At 70.4% G+C, this 21,702-nt stretch carries 19 protein-coding genes and 1 pseudogene; 9 read left to right on the plus strand and 11 right to left on the minus strand.

Going from position 1 to position 21,702, the window contains the following annotated elements:
* Positions 1–53: 53 nt before the first annotated feature.
* Positions 54–1,484 (minus strand): gamma-aminobutyraldehyde dehydrogenase, encoded by a 1,431-nt coding sequence (locus ACZ4FV_RS18350; RefSeq protein WP_465322904.1) that lies wholly within the window; start codon positions 1,482–1,484, stop codon positions 54–56.
* A 185-nt stretch (positions 1,485–1,669) separates the two neighbouring features.
* On the opposite strand from ACZ4FV_RS18350, the gene ACZ4FV_RS18355 reads away from it, so the two are divergent.
* The 4 genes from ACZ4FV_RS18355 (at position 1,670) to ACZ4FV_RS18370 (ending at position 5,780) form a co-directional block, all read left to right on the plus strand.
* On the plus strand, positions 1,670–2,161 hold the full coding sequence (locus tag ACZ4FV_RS18355; RefSeq protein ID WP_395862071.1) for an Lrp/AsnC family transcriptional regulator: 492 nt from the start codon (positions 1,670–1,672) through the stop codon (positions 2,159–2,161).
* Entirely contained in the window at positions 2,158–3,543 is a 1,386-nt protein-coding gene (locus tag ACZ4FV_RS18360) for an aspartate aminotransferase family protein (protein ID WP_395862069.1), read from the plus strand. The genes ACZ4FV_RS18355 and ACZ4FV_RS18360 overlap by 4 nt, the downstream gene beginning before the upstream one ends.
* Positions 3,544–3,735: 192 nt before the next feature.
* Positions 3,736–4,404 (plus strand): pyridoxamine 5'-phosphate oxidase family protein, encoded by a 669-nt coding sequence (locus tag ACZ4FV_RS18365; RefSeq protein WP_465322905.1) that lies wholly within the window; start codon positions 3,736–3,738, stop codon positions 4,402–4,404.
* On the plus strand, positions 4,401–5,780 hold the full coding sequence (locus ACZ4FV_RS18370; protein WP_465322906.1) for an NAD(P)/FAD-dependent oxidoreductase: 1,380 nt from the start codon (positions 4,401–4,403) through the stop codon (positions 5,778–5,780). Before ACZ4FV_RS18365 ends, ACZ4FV_RS18370 begins: the two co-directional genes overlap by 4 nt.
* Before the next feature lie 28 nt (positions 5,781–5,808).
* Here ACZ4FV_RS18370 and ACZ4FV_RS18375 read toward each other — a convergent pair whose 3' ends face one another.
* The gene (locus tag ACZ4FV_RS18375; protein ID WP_465322907.1) at positions 5,809–6,609 is read right to left on the minus strand and encodes a tyrosine-protein phosphatase; all 801 of its coding nucleotides are present in this window, start codon (positions 6,607–6,609) and stop codon (positions 5,809–5,811) included.
* A 178-nt stretch (positions 6,610–6,787) separates the two neighbouring features.
* On the opposite strand from ACZ4FV_RS18375, the gene ACZ4FV_RS18380 reads away from it, so the two are divergent.
* On the plus strand, positions 6,788–7,537 hold the full coding sequence (locus ACZ4FV_RS18380) for an ABC transporter ATP-binding protein (protein ID WP_395862061.1): 750 nt from the start codon (positions 6,788–6,790) through the stop codon (positions 7,535–7,537).
* 4 nt (positions 7,538–7,541) lie between these two features.
* Positions 7,542–8,807 carry a hypothetical protein gene (locus ACZ4FV_RS18385; protein ID WP_395862059.1) on the plus strand — a complete coding sequence of 422 codons (1,266 nt, stop codon included), beginning with the start codon at positions 7,542–7,544 and terminating at the stop codon, positions 8,805–8,807.
* A 584-nt stretch (positions 8,808–9,391) separates the two neighbouring features.
* Here the strand turns inward: ACZ4FV_RS18385 and rlmN are convergent.
* The 6 genes from rlmN to rpsB all read right to left on the minus strand — a co-directional run bounded on the left by rlmN (position 9,392) and on the right by rpsB (position 15,295).
* The gene (gene rlmN, locus ACZ4FV_RS18390) at positions 9,392–10,498 is read right to left on the minus strand and encodes a dual-specificity RNA methyltransferase RlmN (protein WP_395862057.1); all 1,107 of its coding nucleotides are present in this window, start codon (positions 10,496–10,498) and stop codon (positions 9,392–9,394) included.
* Between the two features lie 96 nt (positions 10,499–10,594).
* Positions 10,595–11,860: a phosphatidate cytidylyltransferase gene (locus ACZ4FV_RS18395; RefSeq protein ID WP_395862055.1), complete on the minus strand. Its 1,266-nt coding sequence runs from the start codon at positions 11,858–11,860 to the stop codon at positions 10,595–10,597.
* Positions 11,860–12,417, minus strand: a complete 558-nt coding sequence (gene frr, locus ACZ4FV_RS18400; protein WP_360304662.1) for a ribosome recycling factor — start codon at positions 12,415–12,417, stop codon at positions 11,860–11,862. The genes ACZ4FV_RS18395 and frr overlap by 1 nt, the downstream gene beginning before the upstream one ends.
* 32 nt (positions 12,418–12,449) lie before the next feature.
* On the minus strand, positions 12,450–13,259 hold the full coding sequence (gene pyrH, locus ACZ4FV_RS18405) for a UMP kinase (RefSeq protein ID WP_395862053.1): 810 nt from the start codon (positions 13,257–13,259) through the stop codon (positions 12,450–12,452).
* Between the two features lie 65 nt (positions 13,260–13,324).
* Entirely contained in the window at positions 13,325–14,158 is an 834-nt protein-coding gene (gene tsf, locus ACZ4FV_RS18410) for a translation elongation factor Ts (protein WP_395862051.1), read from the minus strand.
* A 207-nt stretch (positions 14,159–14,365) separates the two neighbouring features.
* The gene (rpsB, locus tag ACZ4FV_RS18415; RefSeq protein ID WP_402231928.1) at positions 14,366–15,295 is read right to left on the minus strand and encodes a 30S ribosomal protein S2; all 930 of its coding nucleotides are present in this window, start codon (positions 15,293–15,295) and stop codon (positions 14,366–14,368) included.
* 456 nt (positions 15,296–15,751) lie between these two features.
* Here rpsB and ACZ4FV_RS18420 point away from each other — a divergent pair.
* A pseudogene (locus ACZ4FV_RS18420) lies at positions 15,752–16,189 on the plus strand (peptidoglycan DD-metalloendopeptidase family protein); the annotation flags it as partial.
* A gap of 158 nt (positions 16,190–16,347) precedes the next feature.
* On the opposite strand, the gene ACZ4FV_RS18425 reads toward ACZ4FV_RS18420, so the two are convergent.
* Entirely contained in the window at positions 16,348–16,953 is a 606-nt protein-coding gene (locus ACZ4FV_RS18425; protein ID WP_395862047.1) for a TetR/AcrR family transcriptional regulator, read from the minus strand.
* 113 nt (positions 16,954–17,066) lie between these two features.
* Positions 17,067–18,263 (minus strand): tRNA dihydrouridine synthase DusB, encoded by a 1,197-nt coding sequence (dusB, locus tag ACZ4FV_RS18430; RefSeq protein WP_465322908.1) that lies wholly within the window; start codon positions 18,261–18,263, stop codon positions 17,067–17,069.
* 100 nt (positions 18,264–18,363) lie between these two features.
* Here dusB and ACZ4FV_RS18435 point away from each other — a divergent pair, with 100 nt between their 5' ends.
* On the plus strand, positions 18,364–19,029 hold the full coding sequence (locus ACZ4FV_RS18435; protein ID WP_395862044.1) for an NADAR family protein: 666 nt from the start codon (positions 18,364–18,366) through the stop codon (positions 19,027–19,029).
* Between the two features lie 15 nt (positions 19,030–19,044).
* Entirely contained in the window at positions 19,045–20,031 is a 987-nt protein-coding gene (locus ACZ4FV_RS18440; RefSeq protein WP_395862042.1) for a flagellar basal body-associated FliL family protein, read from the plus strand.
* Positions 20,032–20,175: 144 nt separating this feature from the next.
* Here ACZ4FV_RS18440 and ACZ4FV_RS18445 read toward each other — a convergent pair whose 3' ends face one another.
* The gene (locus tag ACZ4FV_RS18445; protein WP_402231933.1) at positions 20,176–21,558 is read right to left on the minus strand and encodes a glycine--tRNA ligase; all 1,383 of its coding nucleotides are present in this window, start codon (positions 21,556–21,558) and stop codon (positions 20,176–20,178) included.
* Positions 21,559–21,702 lie beyond the last annotated feature (144 nt).

The raw sequence follows: 21,702 nt of genomic DNA on the forward strand, positions 1-21,702 counted from the left end.
GTTGACAGGGTGCGTGTCGGATGTCGCCGGTGCCGCTCGCGCGGCGGGCCGGATCAGGCGTCGTAGTTGGTCATCACGTGCTTGATCCGGGTGTAGTCCTCGAAGCCGTAGCCGGAGAGGTCCTTGCCGTAGCCGGAGTGCTTGAAGCCGCCGTGCGGCATCTCGGCGACCAGCGGGATGTGCGTGTTGATCCACACGCAGCCGAAGTCGAGCCGCTTCGCCATCCGCATCGCCCGGCTGTGGTCCTTGGTCCACACCGAGGACGCGAGCGCGTACTGCACGCCGTTGGCGTTGTTCAGCGCCTCGGTCTCGTCCTCGAACGACTGGACCGTGATGACCGGGCCGAAGACCTCGTTCTGGATGATCTCGTCGTCCTGCTTCAGGCCGGAGACCACGGTCGGGGCGTAGAAGAAGCCCTTGTCGCCGACCCGGTGCCCGCCGGCCTCGACCTTCGCGTGCCCGGGGAGGCGGTCGATGAAGCCGCTGACCTGCCCGAGCTGGTTGACGTTGTTGACCGGGCCGAAGTCCGCGTCGTCCTGCGGACCGGTGGAGGTGGCGTTCGCGGCGGCGGCCAGCGCGGCGGTGAACTCCTCGCGGATCGAGGAGTGCACGAGCACCCGGGTCGCGGCGGTGCAGTCCTGGCCGGCGTTGAAGAAGCCCGCGCCGGCGATGCCCTCGGCCGCGGCGGCGATGTCGGCGTCCTCGAAGACCACGACGGGCGCCTTGCCGCCGAGTTCGAGGTGCACCCGCTTGAGGTCCCTGGACGCGCTCTCGGCGACCGCCATGCCGGCCCGTACCGAGCCGGTGATCGAGGCCATCGCCGGGGTCTTGTGCTCGACCATCAGTCGACCGGTGTCGCGGTCGCCGCAGATCACGTTGAACACGCCGGCGGGCAGGATCTCGCCGATGATCTCGGCGAGCAGCACGGTGGAGGCGGGCGTGGTGTCGGACGGCTTGAGCACCACGGTGTTGCCCGCGGCCAGGGCCGGCGCGAACTTCCACACGGCCATCATCATCGGGTAGTTCCACGGCGCCACCTGGGCGCAGACACCGACCGGCTCACGCCGCACCATGGAGGTGTGCCCCGCCATGTACTCGCCGGCCGACTTGCCCTCGAGCATGCGCGCGGCGCCCGCGAAGAAGCGGATCTGGTCCACCATCGGCGGGATTTCCTCGGACGCGGTGAGCGCGCGGGGCTTGCCGGTGTTGCGACACTCGGCGTCGATCAGCTCGTCCGCGCGCTTCTCGACCGCGTCGGCAATCTTGAGCAGCGCGAGCTGCCGCTCGGCGGGCGTGGTCTCGCTCCAGGTCTCGAACGCCGTGGCCGCCGCGCGCATCGCGGCGTCGACGTCCCGCTCCCGGGAGAGCGGGGACGTCGCGTAGACCTCGCCCGTGGCGGGGTCGACGATGTCGAGCGTGCCGCCGTCCGCGGCGTCGGTGAACGTGCCGTCGATGTAGTTGCGCAGAGTACGCAGGTCGCTCATGTCCCAAGTCTCCTTCGAAAACGGGGCGGCGCCGGCAGGACGGCGAGGGGGTCGATCCCGACCTGGGCCGCGATCCCAGCCTAACCGGATTGCTGTCGGTATCCGCATCCCCATCCCACACCAACAACTGAATCAGTTGTCTCATTGATCAAAGTCAACGGATTCCCTTGCGAAAGGCCCATCTGATGAGGCAGAGTGACTACGTGGCCGGTCGAGACAGAAACCCGAACGCTCCGGCCGACGCCGTGTCGAAGGCGATCATCGAGCAGCTCCAGGAGGACGGACGCCGCTCGTATGCCGCGATCGGCAAGGCGGTCGGTCTCTCGGAGGCCGCGGTACGTCAACGCGTACAGCGCCTGCTCGACCAAGGCGTGATGCAGATCGTCGCCGTGACGGATCCGCTGACCGTCGGCTTCCATCGCCAGGCCATGGTCGGGGTTCGCGTCGAAGGGGACATCGAACCCGTAGCGGACATACTGGCCACGATGAAGGAAGTGGACTACGTCGTCATCACGGCTGGTTCGTTCGACCTCATCGTGGAACTCGTATGCGAGAACGACGACCACCTGCTCGACATCATCAACAAGAGGATTCGAGCGATTCCGGGCGTACGGAGCACCGAGAGCTTCGTCTACCTGAAGCTTCGGAAGCAGACCTACCAGTGGGGTACTCGATGACACAGCAGTACGACAACGCGGCACTCTCCAAGAGCGCCTACGACCACCTGTGGATGCACTTCACCCGCATGTCGTCGTACGAGAACGCTCCCGTGCCGACCATCGTGCGCGGTGAAGGCAGCTACATCTGGGACACCAACGGGCGCAAGTACATCGACGGCCTCGCCGGCCTGTTCGTCGTACAGGCCGGTCACGGCCGCACCGAGCTGGCCGAGGTGGCCCGCAAGCAGGCCGAGCAGCTCGCCTTCTTCCCGGTGTGGAGCTACGCCCACCCCAAGGCGATCGAACTCGCCGAGCGCCTGGCGCACCACGCTCCGGGCGACCTGAACAAGGTCTTCTTCACCACCGGTGGCGGCGAGGCCGTCGAGTCCGCGTGGAAGCTGGCCAAGCACTACTTCAAGCTGACCGGCAAGCCGACCAAGCACAAGGTCATCTCGCGGGCCATCGCCTACCACGGCACCCCGCAGGGCGCGCTGTCGATCACCGGTCTGCCGGACTACAAGGCGCCGTACGAGCCGCTGGTGCCGAGCACCTTCCGGGTGCCGAACACCAACCAGTACCGCAAGCCGGAGTTCCTGGCCGACTCCTCGCCCGAGGGCTTCGGCCGCTGGGCCGCCGACCAGATCGAGGTGGCGATCCTCAACGAGGGCCCCGACACCGTCGCCGCGGTCTTCCTGGAGCCGGTGCAGAACGCCGGCGGCTGCTTCCCGCCGCCGCCCGGGTACTTCCAGCGCGTGCGCGAGATCTGCGACCAGTACGACGTGCTGCTCGTCTCGGACGAGGTCATCTGCGCGTTCGGCCGACTCGGCACGATGTTCGCGTGCGACAAGTTCGACTACGTCCCCGACATCATCACCTGCGCCAAGGGCATGACCTCGGGCTACTCGCCGATCGGCGCGATGATCGTCTCTGATCGCCTCGCCGAGCCGTTCTACAACGGCAGCGACAACGTCTTCATGCACGGCTACACGTTCGGCGGGCACCCGGTGTCCTCCGCCGTGGCGCTGGCCAACCTCGACATCTTCGAGCGCGAGGGCCTCAACCAGCACGTGCTGGACAACGAGTCCAAGTTCCTGGCCACCCTGCAGAAGCTCCAGGACCTGCCTATCGTCGGCGACGTGCGCGGCAACGGGTACTTCTACGGCATCGAGATGGTCAAGGACAAGGCCACCAAGGAAACGTTCAACGAGGACGAGGCCGAGCGCCTGCTCCGCGGCTTCCTGTCCACCGCGCTCTACGACAACGGCCTGTACTGCCGCGCCGACGACCGCGGCGACCCGGTCATCCAGCTCTCCCCGCCGCTGACCGCGGACCAGGGTGTGTTCGACGAGATCGAGCAGATCCTGCGCGGAGTGCTCACCGAGGCCTGGACCAAGCTGTAGATCGAGCAGTAGACCCCGGCTATTCGACGAACCCTCAGTGAGTCTGCCGCCGTCGCGCACACGCCAGTGCGCGCCGGCGGCAGACTCATATCCGAAACGAAATCCGCCGAAGAGCCGAGAAATACCGACAACCACGACATCGACCCGCCCGCGCCCCGACCCGCGCCGCGCTCGGATCACCGAAGAGGCCCGATGAGCCACCCCACTCCCGACTCCACCCTCGGCTCCACTGCCCGCACTCGCGTACGCCGGCTGCCCGACCACGCCGTCCGGGAGCGAACCGCGCTGCACGCCGTGCTCGACGCCGGCCTGGTCGGCCACCTGGCGATCACCGGCGAGGACGGTCAGCCGTTCGTGCTCCCGGTCGCCTACGCCCGCGACGGCGAGCGGGTGCTGATCCACGGCTCGACCGGCAGCCGGCTCTTCCGCGGCCTGGCCGCGGGCGCCCCGACCTGCCTGACCGTGACCCTGCTCGACGGCCTGGTGCTGGCCCGCTCGGCATTCGAGTCGTCCATGCACTACCGCAGCGCGATGGTGCTCGGCTCGTGCGTCGTGCTGCCCGAGGACGAGAAGGTCGCCGCGCTGGACCTGCTCACCGACCGGCTGCTGCCCGGCCGCCGCGAAGAACTGCGCCCGCACCGGGTCAAGGAGTTGGCCGCGACCCTGGTACTCGCGCTGTCCCTGGACGAGGCCTCGGTGAAGATCTCGGCCGGACCGCCGGACGACGACGACGAGGATCTGGACGCCCCGATCTGGGCCGGCGTGGTGCCGATCGGCGAACACTTCGGCGAACCGGTGCCCGCCCCGGACCTGCGCTTCAACCTGCCCGCGCCGGACTACCTGAGGAAGTGGCGACGATGACCGCCGACTACCGCGCACTGTCGCTGTGGTTCGACACCCTCGACGAGGAGATCACCCCGCGTCCCGCGCTCACGGGCGACCTGGACGTGGACGTGGCGATCGTCGGCGCCGGCTACACCGGCCTGTGGACCGCCTACTACCTGGCCAAGGCGGACCCGACGCTGCGCATCGTGGTCCTGGAGCGGGAGATCGCCGGCTTCGGCGCCTCCGGCCGCAACGGCGGCTGGTGCTCGGCGCTGTTCCCCGCCTCGCTCGCGAAGGTGGCCCGGAGCAGCACCCGCGAGCGGGCCATCGCCCAGCAGCGGGCGATGAACGCGACCGTGGACGAAGTCGGCCGGGTGGTCGCCGAGGAGGGCATCGACTGCGACTTCGCCAAGGGCGGCACCGTCGTGCTGGCCCGCACCCCGGTGCAACTGGCCCGGGCCCGCGACCTGGTCGCGGACGAACACGCGTGGGGCTTCGACGACACGGACGCCCGACTGCTGGACGCCGCCGAGGCGCGCGCGATGGTCGGCGCCACCGACGTGCTCGGCGGCACCTACACCCCGCACTGCGCGGTGATCCACCCCGCCAAACTGGCCCGCGGCCTGGCCGCCGCGGTGGACCGGCTGGGCGTGGGCATCCACGAGCACACCCCGGTCACCGCGATCGAGGACGGCGCGGCGATCACCCCGCACGGCCGGGTCCGCGCCGACGTCGTGGTCCGGGCCACCGAGGGCTACACGCCCGAGTTGGCCGGCTTCCACCGCGACCTGGCTCCCGTGTACTCGCTGATGGTCGCCACCGAGCCGCTGCCCGAGTCGTTCTGGGCCGAGGTGGGCCTGGCCCGCCGGGAGAGCTTCAGCGACATGCGGCACCTGATCATCTACGGGCAGCGCACCGCCGACGACCGGCTCGCCTTCGGCGGGCGCGGCGCCCCGTACCACTTCGGCTCCAGGGTGCGGCCCGAGTTCGACCGCGACGACAAGGTCTTCGCCGAACTGCGTCGGGTGATCGCCCAGCTCTTCCCCGCGGCGGCCGACGCGCGGATCACCCACTCGTGGGGCGGACCGCTCGGCGTGGCCCGCGACTGGTACGCGAGCTGCGGCCTGGACCGCGCCCGCGGCCTCGCCTGGGCCGGCGGCTACGTCGGCGACGGCGTGGGCACCGCGAACCTCGCGGGCCGCACCCTCGCCGACCTGATCCGCGACGAGTACACCGATCTCACCCGACTGCCCTGGGTCCGGCACCGCTCGCCCAGGTGGGAGCCCGAACCCTTCCGCTGGATCGGCACCAACGTCGGCCTGCGGGTGATGGCCGGCGCGGACGCCGAGGAGCGACGCACCGGGAAGGAATCCCGGCTCGCGCACGCGTTCGGCCGGTTCCTGGGCCACTGACTCGCCCCGGGGGCGGGGACCGACCGGGCTACCGCCCCCGGATGACGCAGCGCCAGGCCTCCAGGTGCTCCGCCGCCGCACCCGCCTTGAGCAGGAAGTCCGCCGCCGAGCCGTGCCGCTCGGCGAGCACCCGCAGGAACGTGTCGATGGACGCCCGGGCCGCGCCGCGCATCGCCGGCGCGACCGGGTGCGCCGGATCGATCCGGGGCTGCCGGGGCAGCCGGTCGATCCGCTCGAACATCTCCACCAGGTGCGTCTCGGTCTCGGTGTAGTCCGCGATGATCGCCTCCCGCTCCACCCCCGCGACCGACAACAGCAGCGCGACCAGGATCCCGGTCCGGTCCTTGCCCGCCGTACAGTGCACCAGCGCCGGCACCCCGCCGTCGCCGGCCAGGATCTCCAGCGAGCGCACGTAGGACTCGCCGCCGCGCTCGGCCATCCGCATGTAGAGCAGGCCCGCGCCGTACTCGTCCACGTTCCCCAGGTCGATGTCGTCGTCCAGCCCCAGGCCCTGGGTCTGCCCGGCCGAGACGTCGCCGACCGCGGCGCGGTCCGCGGCCAGCGCCGAGCGCCGGCCCAGCAGCGGCAGCCGGTGCCGGATCACCCCCGGCCACTGCGCCGGCGGCAGGCCCTCGCCGTCCGAGCGCAGGTCCAGCACGTGCCGTACGCCGTAGGTGTGGGTGAGCCGGTCGACTCCCTCGGGGGTCAGCAGATCCGGGGTCTCACACCGCATCAGTACGCCCGTTCGAGTGACTCCCCCGTCGATCAGCGGTAGGTCGCCGATGTCGCGGGCATTGAGCAGATCTGGAAGATCGAGTCGGCGGTTCATGTGCACCCCGTTCGGAACGCGTTCGATAGACCTGTTCGCCTCATCATGGTGCGCGCGAACTCCCGCCGCCGGCAGGGTTCCCCGAGTGAGGGGTTTCTCGCCCCTGCCGCAACCCGGCGCCACGACACTCGTTGGAGGAAACGGGTGGCAACGAACGTTTCTCTGCGGGAGGTGTGCCATGTCCCTGTCGTCCCGCGCGGCGAGACCCCATGACCGGCGCGTCGTCCCCAGGACCGCGAGCTCCCCGCCCGACAACGACGTGCTGCGCTGTCGCGGACTGACCCTCACCCAGGGTCCGGTCACCCTGTTGCGGGACGTCTCCGCGGCGGTGCGCGCCGACGAGACGTTCGCCATCACCGGGCCCGGCTGCGCCGGCAAGTCGGCGCTGCTCGCGTGCCTGTCCGGCGTGGTCGCCCCCGATTCCGGCGAGATCTGGTTCAACAGCGGCCCGATGCACGTGCTCGACGAGAAGGGCCGGACCGCGCTGCGCCGTCGGTACTTCGGGCTGGTGGACGGGCGCACCCGGCTACTCCCGGAGCTGACCGTCGCGGAGAACGTCGCGCTGCCGCTGCTGCTGGACCGGATCCGCCGGGCCGAGGCGTTCGCCGTCGCCCGGCACTGGATGGAGCGGCTGGACGTGACCGAGCACGCCGAATCCCGGCCGGCCGGTCTGGGCAGCGCGCTGTTGCGCCGCGCGGCGGTGGCCCGCGCGCTGGTCACCCGGCCGGCCGTGGTGTTCGCCGACGAACCGGCGCACGGCCTGCTCGGCACCGAGCTCGACCACCTGATGCGCATTTTGGTCTCCGCCGTGCGCTCGCACGGGATCACCCTGGTGCTGGCCACCGCCGACCCGCGGGTCTCGGCGCACGCGGACCACTGTCTGGCCCTGCGCGACGGTCGCCCGGACCCGCGCGCGGACGGGTGGTAGAGCGATGTCCGGGGCCGACCCGAGCCCACTGCGCGAAGCGTTGCGCGACGCGTCCCGGGTCGACGCCGCGCGCGTGCTGGCCGGCGCCGCGGTGGCGGGTACGGCCACCATCGTCCTGCTGAGCCTGCTGGCGTGGGCGCGACCGGCCGGGCGTCCCGGGCCCGCGCTGATCGGTCCGGTGCTCGCCGCGGTGCCGGTGCTGGCCGCGGTGGCGGTGCTGACCGCGGTCGCCAACCGGCTGGCCGAGCTGTACCGGATCGACCGGGCCGGCCGCGCGCTGCCGGTGCGGATGGCGGCCGATCGCGGTCGGGGCCTGGTCGCGACCGAGGCGGCCACCACCGCCCTGGCCGGCGCGATCGCCGGGGTGCAGGCACACCTGGTGTCGCGCTCGGTGTTGGGTTCGGCGCCACCCGGGATCCGCCATCTGCTCGCGATCGGCGCCACCGTGCCCTGGACGGCCTCGGTCACGCTGCTCGTCGCGGTACCCGCGATCGCGGCCCTCGCCGCCGCGTGCGCGACGCGCGGACCCTCGACCCGGTCGTTGCCGCTCGTTCCGCCCTATGTCGGGCCGCTGCTGGTGCTGGCCGGGCTGCTCGGGCAGTACCTGATCGCCGACCCGGGTCGGCCGGAGCGGTTGTCGCACGGCACGTTGCCGGCCGCCGTGCTCGGCTACGGCGCGGTGCTGGTGGGCGCGGCACTCACCATGCCGTGGTTGGTGACCTGGCTCGGAGCGGGCTGGGCCGCCCGGGCCGGACGGGTGTGGACGTTGTGCGCGGCCCGTCGGATCGAGGCGAGCGCGCGCGGCCTGGCACTGCCCCTGGGGCTGACCACGATCGCCTTGGCGGTGGTCACCACCAGCCGACTCGCGGGCGACCACACCCCGGTGCGGATGGCCGACGCCCCGCTGTTCCTGACCGTCGCGGCGGTGTCGCTGTGCGCCGCCGCGATGTTGTTCACCGTGGTCGTGGAATACGGCTCCGCGCGCCGGGAGACCTCGCGCACGCTGCATTCGATCGGCGCCGGCACACCGGTCGATCGCCGTGCGGCACTGGTCGCCCTCACGGTGCCGGTGCTGGTGTGTGTATTGACCTCGGTCGCGGTCGGCGCGCTGACCGCGTGGCCCGCACAGGGTGACGCCAACCCGTTCCCGACGGTGTCCACGCGCACCGCGGCCCTGGGCACCGCGTGGGCGGTCGGCCTGCTGGTGACCGCGCTGATCGCGGCGGCGGTGGTGATCGTGCGGGGCGAACGGCCGAGGCGGCGGGCCTGAGAGCCCGACCCCGACACGCCCGTTCCCGGGCCCGGGCCGAAACACCGGAAAACCGCTCCGGACATGGGAAAACACTTCGAGCCCGGCGCGGCGTCCCCTTCCGCGACGGGCTCGAAGTGCTTATCGTCTCGGGGGCCACGCGACCCCGAGCCGTGCGCCGGATCGTGTCCCTTCGACCGGCGGCTTGGGCGTGCCGCCGTCGGATCATTCGAACGGGGGGATCAAAGGATCCGACGGCTTGGCACTGAGATCAGTCTGCCCTGGAGCGCCTAAGGATCCGATAAGGATTCGTTACCCGTTCTATATCGCCGCGCCGCGCACCCGTGACCTGCCCCGGATGTCCGAATATCGACCGAAGCCGGCCCGGCGACCGCCGGAAGGGGGTGCCTTCGGACCTAGGCCCTGTCCGGCGGATCTTGATGGATCGGGCCGCGTCGTGAGCGCAGCGAGGAGCCCGAAGGGCGGATGCCGTGCATCGGCGTGCCGGAGAAGCAGCCGCATAGTGGTTCCATTCGGCTGCTTCTCCGGTGCGGCGATGCACGGTGCCAGGCGGCGCGGACCCACCAGGATCCGCCGGACAGGGCCTAGACCTCGGCGGCCGCGAGCTGGCCGCAGGCGCCGTCGATGTCGCGACCGCGGGTGTCCCGGACGGTGACCGGCACGCCGTGCTTGGTCAGCAGGCGAACGAACTCCTCCTGGCGTTCGGCCGTCGACGCGGTCCACTTCGACCCCGGCGTGGGGTTGAGCGGGATCAGGTTGACGTGTGCGTTGTGGTTCTTGAGCCGGCGCCCGAGCAGGTCGGCCCGCCAGCCGTGGTCGTTGATGTCCTTGATCAGCGCGTACTCGATGGACACCCGTCGACCGGTGACGCCCTCGTAGTGCCACGCGGCGTCCAGCACCTCGCGCACGTCCCAGCGCGTGTTGACCGGCACGAGGGTGTTGCGCAGGTCGTCGTCCGGCGCGTGCAGGGACAGCGCGAGGGTGACCGGGACGCGCTCGTCGGCGAGCTTGTACATCGCCGGGACCAGGCCGACCGTCGACATGGTCACCGAGCGGGCGGAGACGCCCAGCCCGTCGGGGCTCGGGTCGGTCAGTCGGCGGACCGCGCCGACCACGGCCTTGTAGTTGGCGAGCGGCTCGCCCATGCCCATGAAGACGATGTTGCTGACCCGGCCCGGGCCACCGGGCACCTCGCCGCGGGCGAGCGCCCGCGCGCCCGCGAGCACCTGCTCGACGATCTCGCCGGTGGACAGGTTGCGGGTCAGACCGGCCTGGCCGGTGGCGCAGAACGGGCAGTTCATCCCGCAGCCCGCCTGCGAGGACACGCACATGGTGACCCGGTCGGGGTAGCGCATCAGGACGGCCTCGACGAGCGTGCCGTCGAAGAGCTTCCACAGCGACTTGCGGGTCGCGCCGTCGTCGCACGAGATGTCCCGCACGGAGGTCATCAGCTCGGGCAACAGCGCCTCGGCGAGCTTGGCCCGCGACGCGGCGGGCATGTCGGTCCACTGCTCGGGGTCGTCCGAGAGGTGGCCGAAGTAGTGCTTGGACAATTGAGCCGCGCGAAACGGCTTCTCCCCCAACTCGGCGACGGCCTCGCGGCGCTCGGTGGGGGTGAGGTCGGCAAGGTGGCGCGGCGGCTTCGAACGACGCGGCGGCGCGGTGAAGGTGAGTTCTCCTGGTTTGGGCATGGCTCGTCCAGTGTCGCAGGTGTACGGGCGGGGCCGGTTCGGCCCCGCTCTCGTGCACACGCGGCCTGTCCGGTTTCTTGCCGGATCAGGTCCGGGTCATACGAATACGGCGAGCAGCAGCCACACCACGGGAGCCGCGGCGAGCAGCGAGTCGAGTCGGTCCATCACGCCACCGTGACCGGGCAACAGGTTGCCCATGTCCTTGACCTTCAGGTCCCGCTTGATCATCGATTCGGCCAGGTCCCCGAGCGCGGACACCGCGGCGGCGGCGACGCCCACCACGGCGCCCTGCCACCACGCGCCGTCGAGCATGGTCGTCACGCAGACCGCACCCGCGACGGCGGCCAGGAACACCCCGCCGGCGAAGCCTTCCCAGCTCTTCCCGGGACTGATCCTGGGCGCCATCTTGTGCGGGCCGCCGGAGGTCACGCCGGCCGCGTAGGCGCCGGTGTCCGCGCAGACCACCAGGATGATGAAGGTCAACACCCGCTGCGCGCCGTCGTCGTCGCCGAGCATCAGGACCGCGAACCCGGCCAGGAACGGCAGGTAGAAGACGGTGAACACGCCGGCGGTCATGTCCCGGAGGAAGTCCTCTGGCCCCTCGGTCATCCGCCAGATCATCACCGCCACGGCGGTCAACGCGGTGGCGATCGCGAGCCCCTCCGCACCGCGCGCGTAGCCGGCGACGAGCATCGCCGCCGAGCCGACCGCGAGCGGTACCACCGGGATCCGGATGCCGCGTCCGACGGTGGCGCCCTGCGCGGTCCGACCGGACGCGTCGGCGACCGCCTCGGCACGACCGAACGCGCCCGCCAGTTCCCACAGTCCGACCAGCACCGCAAGCAGCACGACGCCGACGAACAGCACCGGCAGGGTGAGCAGCGAGGCGATGATGATCCCGCCCAGCCCGGCACCGACTCCGATCGCCTGCGGCAGGTTCCGGCCGGCCTTGCCTACGGGTTTCGCGGGTGGCTCCTCGGTCACCGCGAGCCCCTCACGCCCGGGGTCGATCCGAGCCGCGTCCGTCCGGGCGGGCTCGTCCCGAAACGCGGAACCCGAGTGCGGCTCCGGTTCGTCGCCCGGGTCGTGACCCGCGATCGGTGACAGCACCTGCGTGTGGTCATCCTGTGTCTGTACCCCGACGCCGGCGGGAAAGTGCTGCTGCGCCCGAGTGGCGCCATCCCCGTAACCACCGGACCGGGCCGCGTCGTAGTGGGCCGCGTCCTGACCCGTCGGGGCGTCCGGGACCTGCTCCGGCCACGCGCCGTACGACCCGTACGGGTCGTGGCCGGGCGGCAGATCGGGGTGCGCTCCCGCAGGCGGATCGGCCGGCGGCGTACCGCCCCAGGTCGAGTCGTTCATCAGACTTCGAGCAGCTCGGCTTCCTTGTGCTTCAGCAACTCGTCGATCTGCGCGACGTACTTGTGGGTCGTGTCGTCGAGTTCCTTCTCGGCGCGACGCACCTCGTCCTCGCCGCTCTCGCCGTCCTTGACCAGCTTGTCGAGCGTTTCCTTCGCCTTGCGGCGGATCGCCCGCAACGAGATCTTCGCGTCCTCGCCCTTGCCCCGCGCCAGCTTGATGAACTCCTTGCGGCGTTCCTCGGTGAGCTGCGGGAAGACGACGCGGATGAGCTTGCCGTCGTCGGTCGGGTTGACCCCGAGGTCGGAGTCCCGGATCGCCTTGACGATCGCGTTGGTCGAACCGCGGTCGAACGGGGTCACGATGACCATGCGCGGCTCGGGCGTGGTGAACGACGCGAGCTGGTTCACCGGCGTGGGCGAGCCGTAGTAGTCCACGAGGATCTTGTTGAACATCGCCGGAGTGGCCCGGCCCGTGCGGATCGCCGCGAAGTCGTCCTTGGCGACCACGACGGCCTTCTCCATCTTTTCCTCGGCTTCGAGGAGAATCTCGTCGATCATGTCGGCTCCTGTCCCGGTCCTGTCGCCGTCGATCAGCCGTCGGTACGGCTGACCAGGGTGCCGATCTTCTCACCCCGCACGGCGCGGGCGATGTTGCCCTCGACGAGCAGGTTGAAGACGACGATCGGCAGTTCGTTGTCCATGCACAGGCTGATCGCGGTGGCGTCCGCGACCTTGAGCCCGCGGGCGAGCACCTCGGCGTGGTCCAGGTGATCGAACATGACCGCGTCCGGGTTGGCCTTCGGGTCGCAGTCGTACACGCCGTCGACACCCTTGGCCATGAGCAGCGCGACCGCGTCGATCTCCAACGCGCGTTGGGCGGCCGTGGTGTCGGTGGAGAAGTAGGGCATGCCCATGCCCGCGCCGAAGATGACCACGCGACCCTTCTCCAGGTGTCGCACCGCCCGGCGCGGGATGTACGGCTCGGCGACCTGGCCCATCGTGATGGCGGTCTGCACGCGGGTGTCGATGCCCTGCTTCTCCAGGAAGTCCTGCAGCGCCAGGCAGTTCATCACGGTGCCGAGCATGCCCATGTAGTCCGAGCGCGCGCGGTCCATGCCGCGGATCTGCAATTCGGCGCCGCGGAAGAAGTTGCCACCGCCGATGACGATGGCGACCTCGGTGCCCCGGCGGACCACGTCGGCGATCTGGAGCGCGATGGTCTGCACGGTGTCGGGATCGACGCCCAGGGCGCCACCGCCCGCGAACGCCTCGCCGGAGAGCTTGAGCAGCACCCGGCGGGCGTAGGGGTTCGGCTCGTCGCCCTCGGCGGACGACGAGGAGGCCGCCTTCGTTTCGGTTTCCTGCACGGTTCCCTCCACGCCTTGCGGCCTCCTCGCCATACTGCTTCCACTTGCGTTCATGCCTACTGCATGCCCCGAATCGGGGCGGTGGTGCGAGGGGCGGATCAGACGCCGACGCGGAAGCGGGTGAACCGCTTGACCTTGACGCCGGCCTCGTCCAGGACCTTGCCCACGGACTTCTTGCTGTCCTTGGCGAACGCCTGGTCGAGCAGCACGTTCTCCTTGAAGAAGCCGGTCACCCGGCCCTCGACGATCTTGGCGAGGGCGGCCTCGGGCTTGCCCTCCTCGCGCGCGGTGGCCTCGGCCACGCGGCGCTCGTTCTCGACCGTCTCGGCCGGCACGTCCTCGCGGTTCAGCACCGTCGGCGAGAACGCGGCGATGTGCTGCGCGACGTCCTTGGCGACCTCGGCGTTGGCGCCGTCCAGCTCGATCAGCACGCCGATCTGCGCGGGCAGGTCGGGGCTGGTCTTGTGCAGGTAGGCCGCGACGAAGCCGTCGGCGTACTGCGCGAAGCGGTCGAGCACGATCTTCTCGCCGAGCGTGACGTTGGCGTCGTCGACGTACTGCTGGACGGTCTTGCCGGCCTCGATCTCGCTCGCGAGCAGCGCGGCGATGTCGGCGGGCGAGCTCTTGGCGACGTGCGCGGCGATCGCCTCGGCGGCCTCGATGAACTTCGGGCTCTTGGCCACGAAGTCGGTCTCGCACTTGAGCTCGACCAGGACGCCGGACGCGTTGCCGTCGAGCAGCGCGACGACGGCACCGTTGGAGGCCGAGCGGCCCTCGCGCTTGGTGACGCCCTTCTGGCCCTTGACGCGAAGGATCTCGACAGCCTTGTCGACGTCACCTTCGGCCTCTTCGAGGGCCTTCTTGCAGTCCATCATGCCTGCGGCGGTGAGCTCACGGAGCTTCTTCACGTCCGCGGCGGAGAAGTTCGCCATGTCCTGATTCTCTCGTCTCTCGGGTCAGCGGCCCGGTTGCGCCGAGCGACTGCGGGTGAGGTTGTCGCCCCACCCGATGAAGGTCAAGGGGCTGTGCGGGTATTCCGACACATACGGGGACGTACCCAGGTACGCACGCACCGTGATCGGGGCCCGGCACAGGGCGAGGGGTACGCCGGCTGGGCCGTCGTACCCCTCGATCCAGGGTCAGACCTGCGGGTCGGCCTCGGTGGCCGGCGCCTCGGTTGCCGGCGCCTCGGCGGCGGCCTCGGTGGCCTCGGCCTCGACATCGGCCTCGGTGACCGAGCCGGACTCGACGATCTCCTCGGCGGCGGGGGCGGCTTCGGCCGGAGCGGCCTCTTCCTTCTTGCCGGCCTCGAGCAGCTCGCGCTCCCAGTCGGCGAGGGGCTCGCCGGCGGTGGCCTTGGTGTCGGCGGCGGCGCCACCGGCACGCGACATGAGACCGTCGGCGACGGCGTCGGCGATCACGCGGGTGAGCAGCGTGACCGAGCGGATCGCGTCGTCGTTGCCCGGGATCTTGTAGTCGACCTCGTCGGGGTCACAGTTGGTGTCGAGGATCGCGACGACCGGGATGTGCAGCTTCCGGGCCTCGCCGACGCCGATGTGCTCCTTCTTGGTGTCCACGATCCACACGGCCGAAGGCACGCGCTGCATGTCGCGGATACCGCCGAGGGTCTTCGCCAGCTTGTCCTTCTCGCGCTTGAGGACGAGCAGTTCCTTCTTCGTCATGCCCGAGCCGGCCACGTCGTCGAAGTCGAGCTGCTCGAGCTCCTTCAGGCGCTGGAGGCGCTTGTAGACGGTCGAGAAGTTGGTCAGCATGCCGCCGAGCCAGCGCTGGTTGACGTAGGGCATGCCCACGCGCGTTGCCTGCTCGGCGATCGCTTCCTGCGCCTGCTTCTTGGTGCCGACGAAGAGGATCGTGCCACCGTGGGCGACGGTCTCCTTGACGAACTCGTAGGCGCGGTCGATGTACGACAGCGACTGGAGCAGGTCGATGATGTAGATGCCGTTGCGCTCCGTGAAGATGAAGCGCTTCATCTTCGGGTTCCAGCGGCGGGTCTGGTGACCGAAGTGGACGCCGCTTTCCAGCAGCTCCCGCATCGTGACGACGGCCATGGCCGTACGCTCCTTGGGCTCTCGTCCCGGCGATCGTGCCCGGGACTCTCGGTTGTGCCGTGGCGACGGGTCGCCGCCACGCCTGACGCCCGCGACACCACGCCGAGGTCCTTGCGGATTCCCGGACCGAGAGGTGTCCCCATCGAGTCCCGCTCGGTGGCGTCTCGCCATGCGGGACGTCGGCGGCTCGAAGGTGGGCGCGCGAAGTCGACCCGGAAGGCCGGGCCGCTCCGGGAAGTGTACGGGAACCGCGCGCGGCCGAGCGACTCGCCTTCCGGCCACCCTTTTGCGACGCCTCGTCAGTCTGTATGCGGCCTTTTCGAGCCGTATCGGTCTTCGACGATCGCCGTCCGGTTATGCACAGAAGAAGTTGTCTACACGCAGTGAGCCGCTTTTTGTCCACAGTGCGCGTCGCGTCGGCCGGGGTACGGCTCGACGCGGACGAGTCTGGTCCGCATGAACGCGTCGAAACCCGGCCGAGGGCCGATCGTGCTGTGTCTCGTTTTGCTCACGGCCGTGTTGTCCACGGCCGGACCGCCGGCCGCGACCGGCACGGTGCGACCCGCGCCGGCGGTCCGGCGCTGGGTGTGGCCGCTGGATCCCCGGCCCGAGGTGCTGCGCGGGTTCGAGGCGCCCGAGGCGGCGTGGTCGGCGGGGCATCGTGGGGTGGATCTCGCCGCGCGGGTCGGACAACCGGTGCTCGCGGCGGGCGCGGGGGTGGTGGTGTTCGCGGGGTCGGTGGCCGGGCGCGGGGTGGTCAGCGTGCGGCACGGGGACGTGCGCACGACCTACGAGCCGGTGCTCGCGTCGGTGCCGGTCGGGCGCGCGGTCGCCGCGGGCGAGCCGTTGGGGGTGCTCGCGCCGGGACCGTTCCATCTGGCCGAGCCGTGCCTGCACTGGGGACTGCTGGTGCCCGGGTACCGCGATCCGCTGACCCTGCTGCGGCGGGTGCGGGTGCGGTTGTACCCGAACCGTCCGGGTCCGGGCTCCGCTTCCTCCGGCTCTGCCTCTTCGGGTTCCGCTATTTCGGGCTCCGCTGCTTCGGGCTCCGCTTATTCGGACTCTGCCCGATCGGGTTCGGCGACCCGGGCGACGCCACCGAGGACGAGTGCCAGCGTGGCCGCCTCGACCGCGCCGGGGTCGGCGCCGCATTCGATCCGCCGGACCGCGGCGTCGACCATGCCCTGGACCAGCGTCGCGACCAGCATCGGGTCCCGGTGGCCCAGCGCGGCGAGCGCGTCCACCACCAGTTCGACGATCCGCCCGTGGGCGGCCCGGATGCGTTCGCGCGCGTTCGTGTCCAGCTCGCCGGTGGAGATCGCGACGACCACCCGATGACGGCGATCACCGACCAGTTCCAACTGGCGGGCCACGTAGGCCGCGATCTTGTGCGCCGGGTCCTCGGTCGCGCCCATCGCGTCCTCGACCTCGGCCACCCACGCGGGCAGGTCCACCGCGCAGAGCTCCTCGACCACGGCCGCGCGCGAGGCGAAGTACTCGTAGAGCGAGGAGCGGGCCAGACCGGTGCGCTCGGCGAGCGCGGGGAAGGTCAGTGCGGCGAAACCGCCCTCGTCGAGCAGGCTCCGCGCGGCGTCGAGCAGCGCGGCGTGCTGCATCGCGCGGTGTTCGGCGACGGAGGACGCTCGAATCTTGGGCATCCACTCACTGTACGACGTCACTGTGCGTGCCATCGGGGAGCTTGCGCAATTGCCGAATCCCGCCCACGCCGCGACCCGCGACCGCATGCCGGCCGCCGGCGGTCGGCCGGGGGTCAGCCGCCGGAGTGGTCCAACTCGGCGTCGATCGGGGGCAGCGCGCACTCGGGGTCGTCGAGCCAGCCCTCGGGCAGGATCACCCGCTTGCCGCCGGCGGTCCGGCCGCGCGGGCCGTCCGCGCCGATCGGCCAGGGCTGGTCCAGGTCCAGTCGCCCGAACCAGTCGTCGAGTTCGGCCAGGCTGCTCGCGGTGGCCAGACCGCGCCGGATGGTCCCGCCGACCGAGAAGCCCTTCATGTACCACGCGACGTGCTTGCGCAGATCGGTCACGCCGTGCGTCTCGTCGCCGATCCACTCGGCGAGCAGCACCGCGTGCCGGCGCATGATCGCGGTGGCCTCGCCCAAGGTCGGGCGGGATCGTTCGGCACTGCCCTCGAACGCGGACACCAGGTCGCGGAACAACCACGGGCGGCCCAGGCAGCCGCGACCGACCACGACACCGTCGCAGCCGGTCTCACGCATCATCCGCAACGCGTCCTCGGCGTCCCAGATGTCGCCGTTGCCGAGCACCGGGATGTCGGTGACGACCTCCTTCAGCCGCGCGATGGCGGACCAGTCGGCGGTGCCGCCGTAGTGCTGCTCGGCGGTGCGGCCGTGCAGGGCGACCCAGGTGATGCCCTCGTCCACGGCGATCCGGCCCGCGTCCAGGTAGGTCAGGTGGTCGTCGTCGATGCCCTTGCGCATCTTGATGGTGACCGGCACGCCGCGCGCGTTCTTGACCGCCGAGCGCAGGATGTCGCGCAGCAGATTGCGCTTGTAGGGCAGCGCCGAGCCGCCGCCCTTGCGGGTGACTTTGGGCACCGGGCAGCCGAAGTTGAGGTCGATGTGGTCGGCCAGGCCCTCGTCCACGATCATCGCCACCGCGCGGCCGACGATGTGCGGGTCGACGCCGTAGAGCTGGATGCTGCGCGGGCGCTCGGTCTCGGCGAAGCGGATCAGGCGCAGCGTCTTGGCGTCCCGCTCGACCAACGCGCGGGTGGTGATCATCTCGCTGACGTACAGCCCGGCGGGCCGTGCGGTGGTCGCCGCCTCCGCCTGTTCCTGGCACAACGTGCGGAACGGCGCGTTGGTGATGCCGGCCATCGGGGCCAGCACGACCGGCGGCCAGATCCGCGCGCCGCCCTCGGCGCCCAGGCGCAACGGCGCCCACGGGCTGCCGGTCGCGTCGGGGGTGGGTGCGTCGGCGGGTGCCATGGACGATGCTCCAGAAGGGTGCGGGGATGGATCCGATCCATTGTCCCCCACCGGGAAAAGCTGTTTCCGGGTGTCCGTCGGTGCTGACACGATCGTCGCCATGAGCATGGATTCCGGGGATTCCCGCACGGCGACCGACGAGCCCGGTGAGGCGTCCGGTGACCGGCGCGCCGTCGAACCTCGCGATGTCGCGTCCCTCGTCCTGCGGGCGCGGCGTGGTCCTCGGCTGAAGTACGTCTTCTTCTGGGGCCATCGGGAGCCGCGCGAGGGTGTGGACTCGGGTTGTCTGAGCCAGTGGTATCCGTCGCCGTTCACGGTGGACGGGGTGAGCTATCGCACCGCGGAGCACTGGATGATGGCGGGCAAGGCGCGGATGTTCGGCGACGCGGACGCGGAGCGGCGGGTGCTGGCGGCGGGCCACCCGAAAACCGCCAAAACGATCGGTCGGCAGGTGCGCGGCTTCGACGAGCGGCGCTGGGTGGACGAGCGGTTCGAGCTGATCGTGGCGGGCAACGTGGCCAAGTTCGGGCAGCACCCCGCGATGGCCGCGTTCCTGCTGGGCACCGGGCAGCGGGTGCTGGTGGAGGCCAGTCCGCTGGACCGGATCTGGGGCATCGGGCTGGCCGCCGACGACGAGCGGGCCGCCGACCCCGAGCGCTGGCGCGGGCTGAACCTGTTGGGGTTCGCGTTGATGGAGGCCCGGGCCCGGCTGGCCGGCTCGACCGACCACGCTTCGGAATCCGGCCCTGACCCGTCGTCCCGATGAACTAATCTCCGCAACATGAGTGCCTACCCGCCCCCGCAGCCCCCGAACGGGCCCGGCTACGGCCACGGGCAACAGCCGTACGGCCAACCGAACAACGGTCAACAGCCCTACGGCGGCCAACCGTATGGGCAACCCGGCTACGCACAACAGCCGTACGGTCAGCCGTATCCGCAGCAGCAGTACGGCCAGGGGTACGGTCAGCCGCCGCCCCCGCCGCCGAGCCGGCGGAAGTGGCTGATGCCGGTGGCCGCGGTGGTCGCGCTCGGCGTGATCGGCGGCGGGGCCTTCTTCTTCCTGTCCAAGGACGACGGCGAAGACAAGAAGCCGGCCGCGAACTCGTCGCCGAACCCGGCGAGCAACGGCGGCGCGCTGCCCGCGCCGCAGGGTTCGGCCGGTGCGCCCACCGACGAGCCCAAGGGCTTCCAGTCCGCGCCGCCGCCGAACACGTCCAACATCGACGCGGTCTCCACCGACAAGCTGCCCTTCACCACGGACTACTTCTTCAAGGACCCGGCCGAGTTCGACGGTCGCAGCGGCGGCAAGTACCGGCAACTGTCCGCCGACGGCAGCGCTGCCGCGGACTGTTCGAAGGTGGTCACCGCGACCGGCACCGCGATCACGCAGAACGGCTGTGTGGGTGTGCTGCGCGGGTCGTACAAGGACTCCGCAGGCAAGTACGTGGCGACGTTGTCGGTGGTCTCGGTGCCGGACAAGGCCAAGGCGCAGGCGTTGAAGCAGGCGCTGGAGAAGATTCCGTTCGCCACGTCGCCGACGGCCTGGCTCGCACCGCCCGCGTCGAGCGGGGTCGCCTTCAAGGACGGCTCCGAGCACATCGCGGTCGCCACCACGACCGGGCACTACGTGCTGGTGATGGACATCGGCCGGGCCGACGGGGGTCCGCTCAAGGGCCAGGGCGAGGAAGCCTCGAAGGCGGCGAGCGCCGTCTACAGCGATCTGACCTACCGGATGACGGACCGCATCATGGCCGGCATCTTCAAGTGAGCCGGTCGGTCCGCGACTGAGCGGGCTCGTCCGCGACGCGACGTCGGCTCGCCGATCGGTGCGCGACGAACAACGAGGGGCGCCGTCCGCGACGGCGCCCCTCGTGTCGTCCCCCGTGCTCCGCGGCCTACGGCCGGGTTCGGGTCAGCAGCCCGGCAGCCGCGCCGAGAGATAGCCCACGACCTGGTCGAGCGAGACCCGCTCCTGCTGCATCGTGTCGCGCGAGCGCACGGTCACCGCGTTGTCCTCGAGCGTGTCGAAGTCGACGGTGATGCAGAACGGCGTGCCGATCTCGTCCTGGCGGCGGTAACGACGGCCGATCGCACCGGCGTCGTCGAAGTCGCAGTTCCAGTACTGGCGCAGGTCCGCGGCCAGCCCACGGGCCTTGGGCGAGAGGTCGGTGTTGCGCGACAGCGGCAGGATGGCGGCCTTGACCGGCGCCAGGCGCGGGTCCAGACGCAGTACGGTGCGCTTCTCCAGCTTGCCCTTGGCGTTGGGCGCCTCGTCCTCGAAGTACGCGTCGAGCAGGAACGCGAGCATCGCCCGGTTCAGGCCCGCGGCGGGCTCGATGACGTACGGGAACCAGCGCTCGCCGGCGTCCTGGTCGAAGTACGACAGGTCGGTGCCGGACTTCTCCGAGTGGGTGCGCAGGTCGTAGTCCGTGCGGTTGGCGATGCCCTCCAGCTCGGAGAACTCGGTGCCACCGAAGTTGAAGCGGTACTCGATGTCGACCGTGCGCTTGGAGTAGTGCGACAACTTCTCCTTCGGGTGCTCGAAGAAGCGCATGTTGTCGGGGCTGAGGCCGAGACCGACGTACCAGTCCCAGCGCTGCTGCATCCAGTACTCCTGCCAGGTCTCGTCCTCACCCGGCTTGACGAAGAACTCCATCTCCATCTGTTCGAACTCGCGCGTGCGGAAGATGAAGTTTCCGGGCGTGATCTCGTTGCGGAAGCTCTTGCCGGTCTGGGCGATGCCGAACGGCGGCTTCTTGCGCGAGGTCTGCTCGACGGCCTTGTAGTTGACGAAGATGCCCTGGGCGGTCTCCGGGCGCAGGTACGCGCGGCCGGACTCGTCCTGGGTGGGGCCCAGGAAGGTCTGGAGCAGACCGTTGAACATCTTGGGCTCGGTGAAGGTGCCCTTGTTCCCGCAGTTGGGACAGGAGATGTCGGCGAGGCCGTTCTCCGGCAGCCGGCCGCGCTTGGCCTCGTAGGCCTCTTCGAGGTGGTCGGCGCGGTAGCGCTTGTGGCAGGAGGTGCACTCGGTCAGTGGGTCGACGAACGCCTCGACGTGACCGGACGCCTCCCACACCTCGCGGGCGAGGATGACCGAGGAGTCCAGACCGACGATGTCGTCACGCGAGGTGACCATCGTGCGCCACCACTGGCGCTTGATGTTCTCCTTGAGCTCCACGCCGAGGGGACCGTAGTCCCAGGCGGCCCTCTGGCCGCCGTAGATCTCACTACAGGGGTAAACGAAGCCTCGGCGCTTGCTCAGGCTGACGATGGTGTCGATCTTGTCGGCGGCCACAATGCTCTCTTCGGTGCGACGATGCGGGCAGTGACAGTGTCGGCACAGGCTACCGGCGCGCTGGTCGACCCGGTAAATCCTTATGCCCGAGGCCCGCTCCGCCACGGTTGGCCCAATCCGCTATTATTGACAACGATTGTCATT

The sequence above is a fragment of the Embleya sp. NPDC025285 genome, from assembly GCF_055558835.1.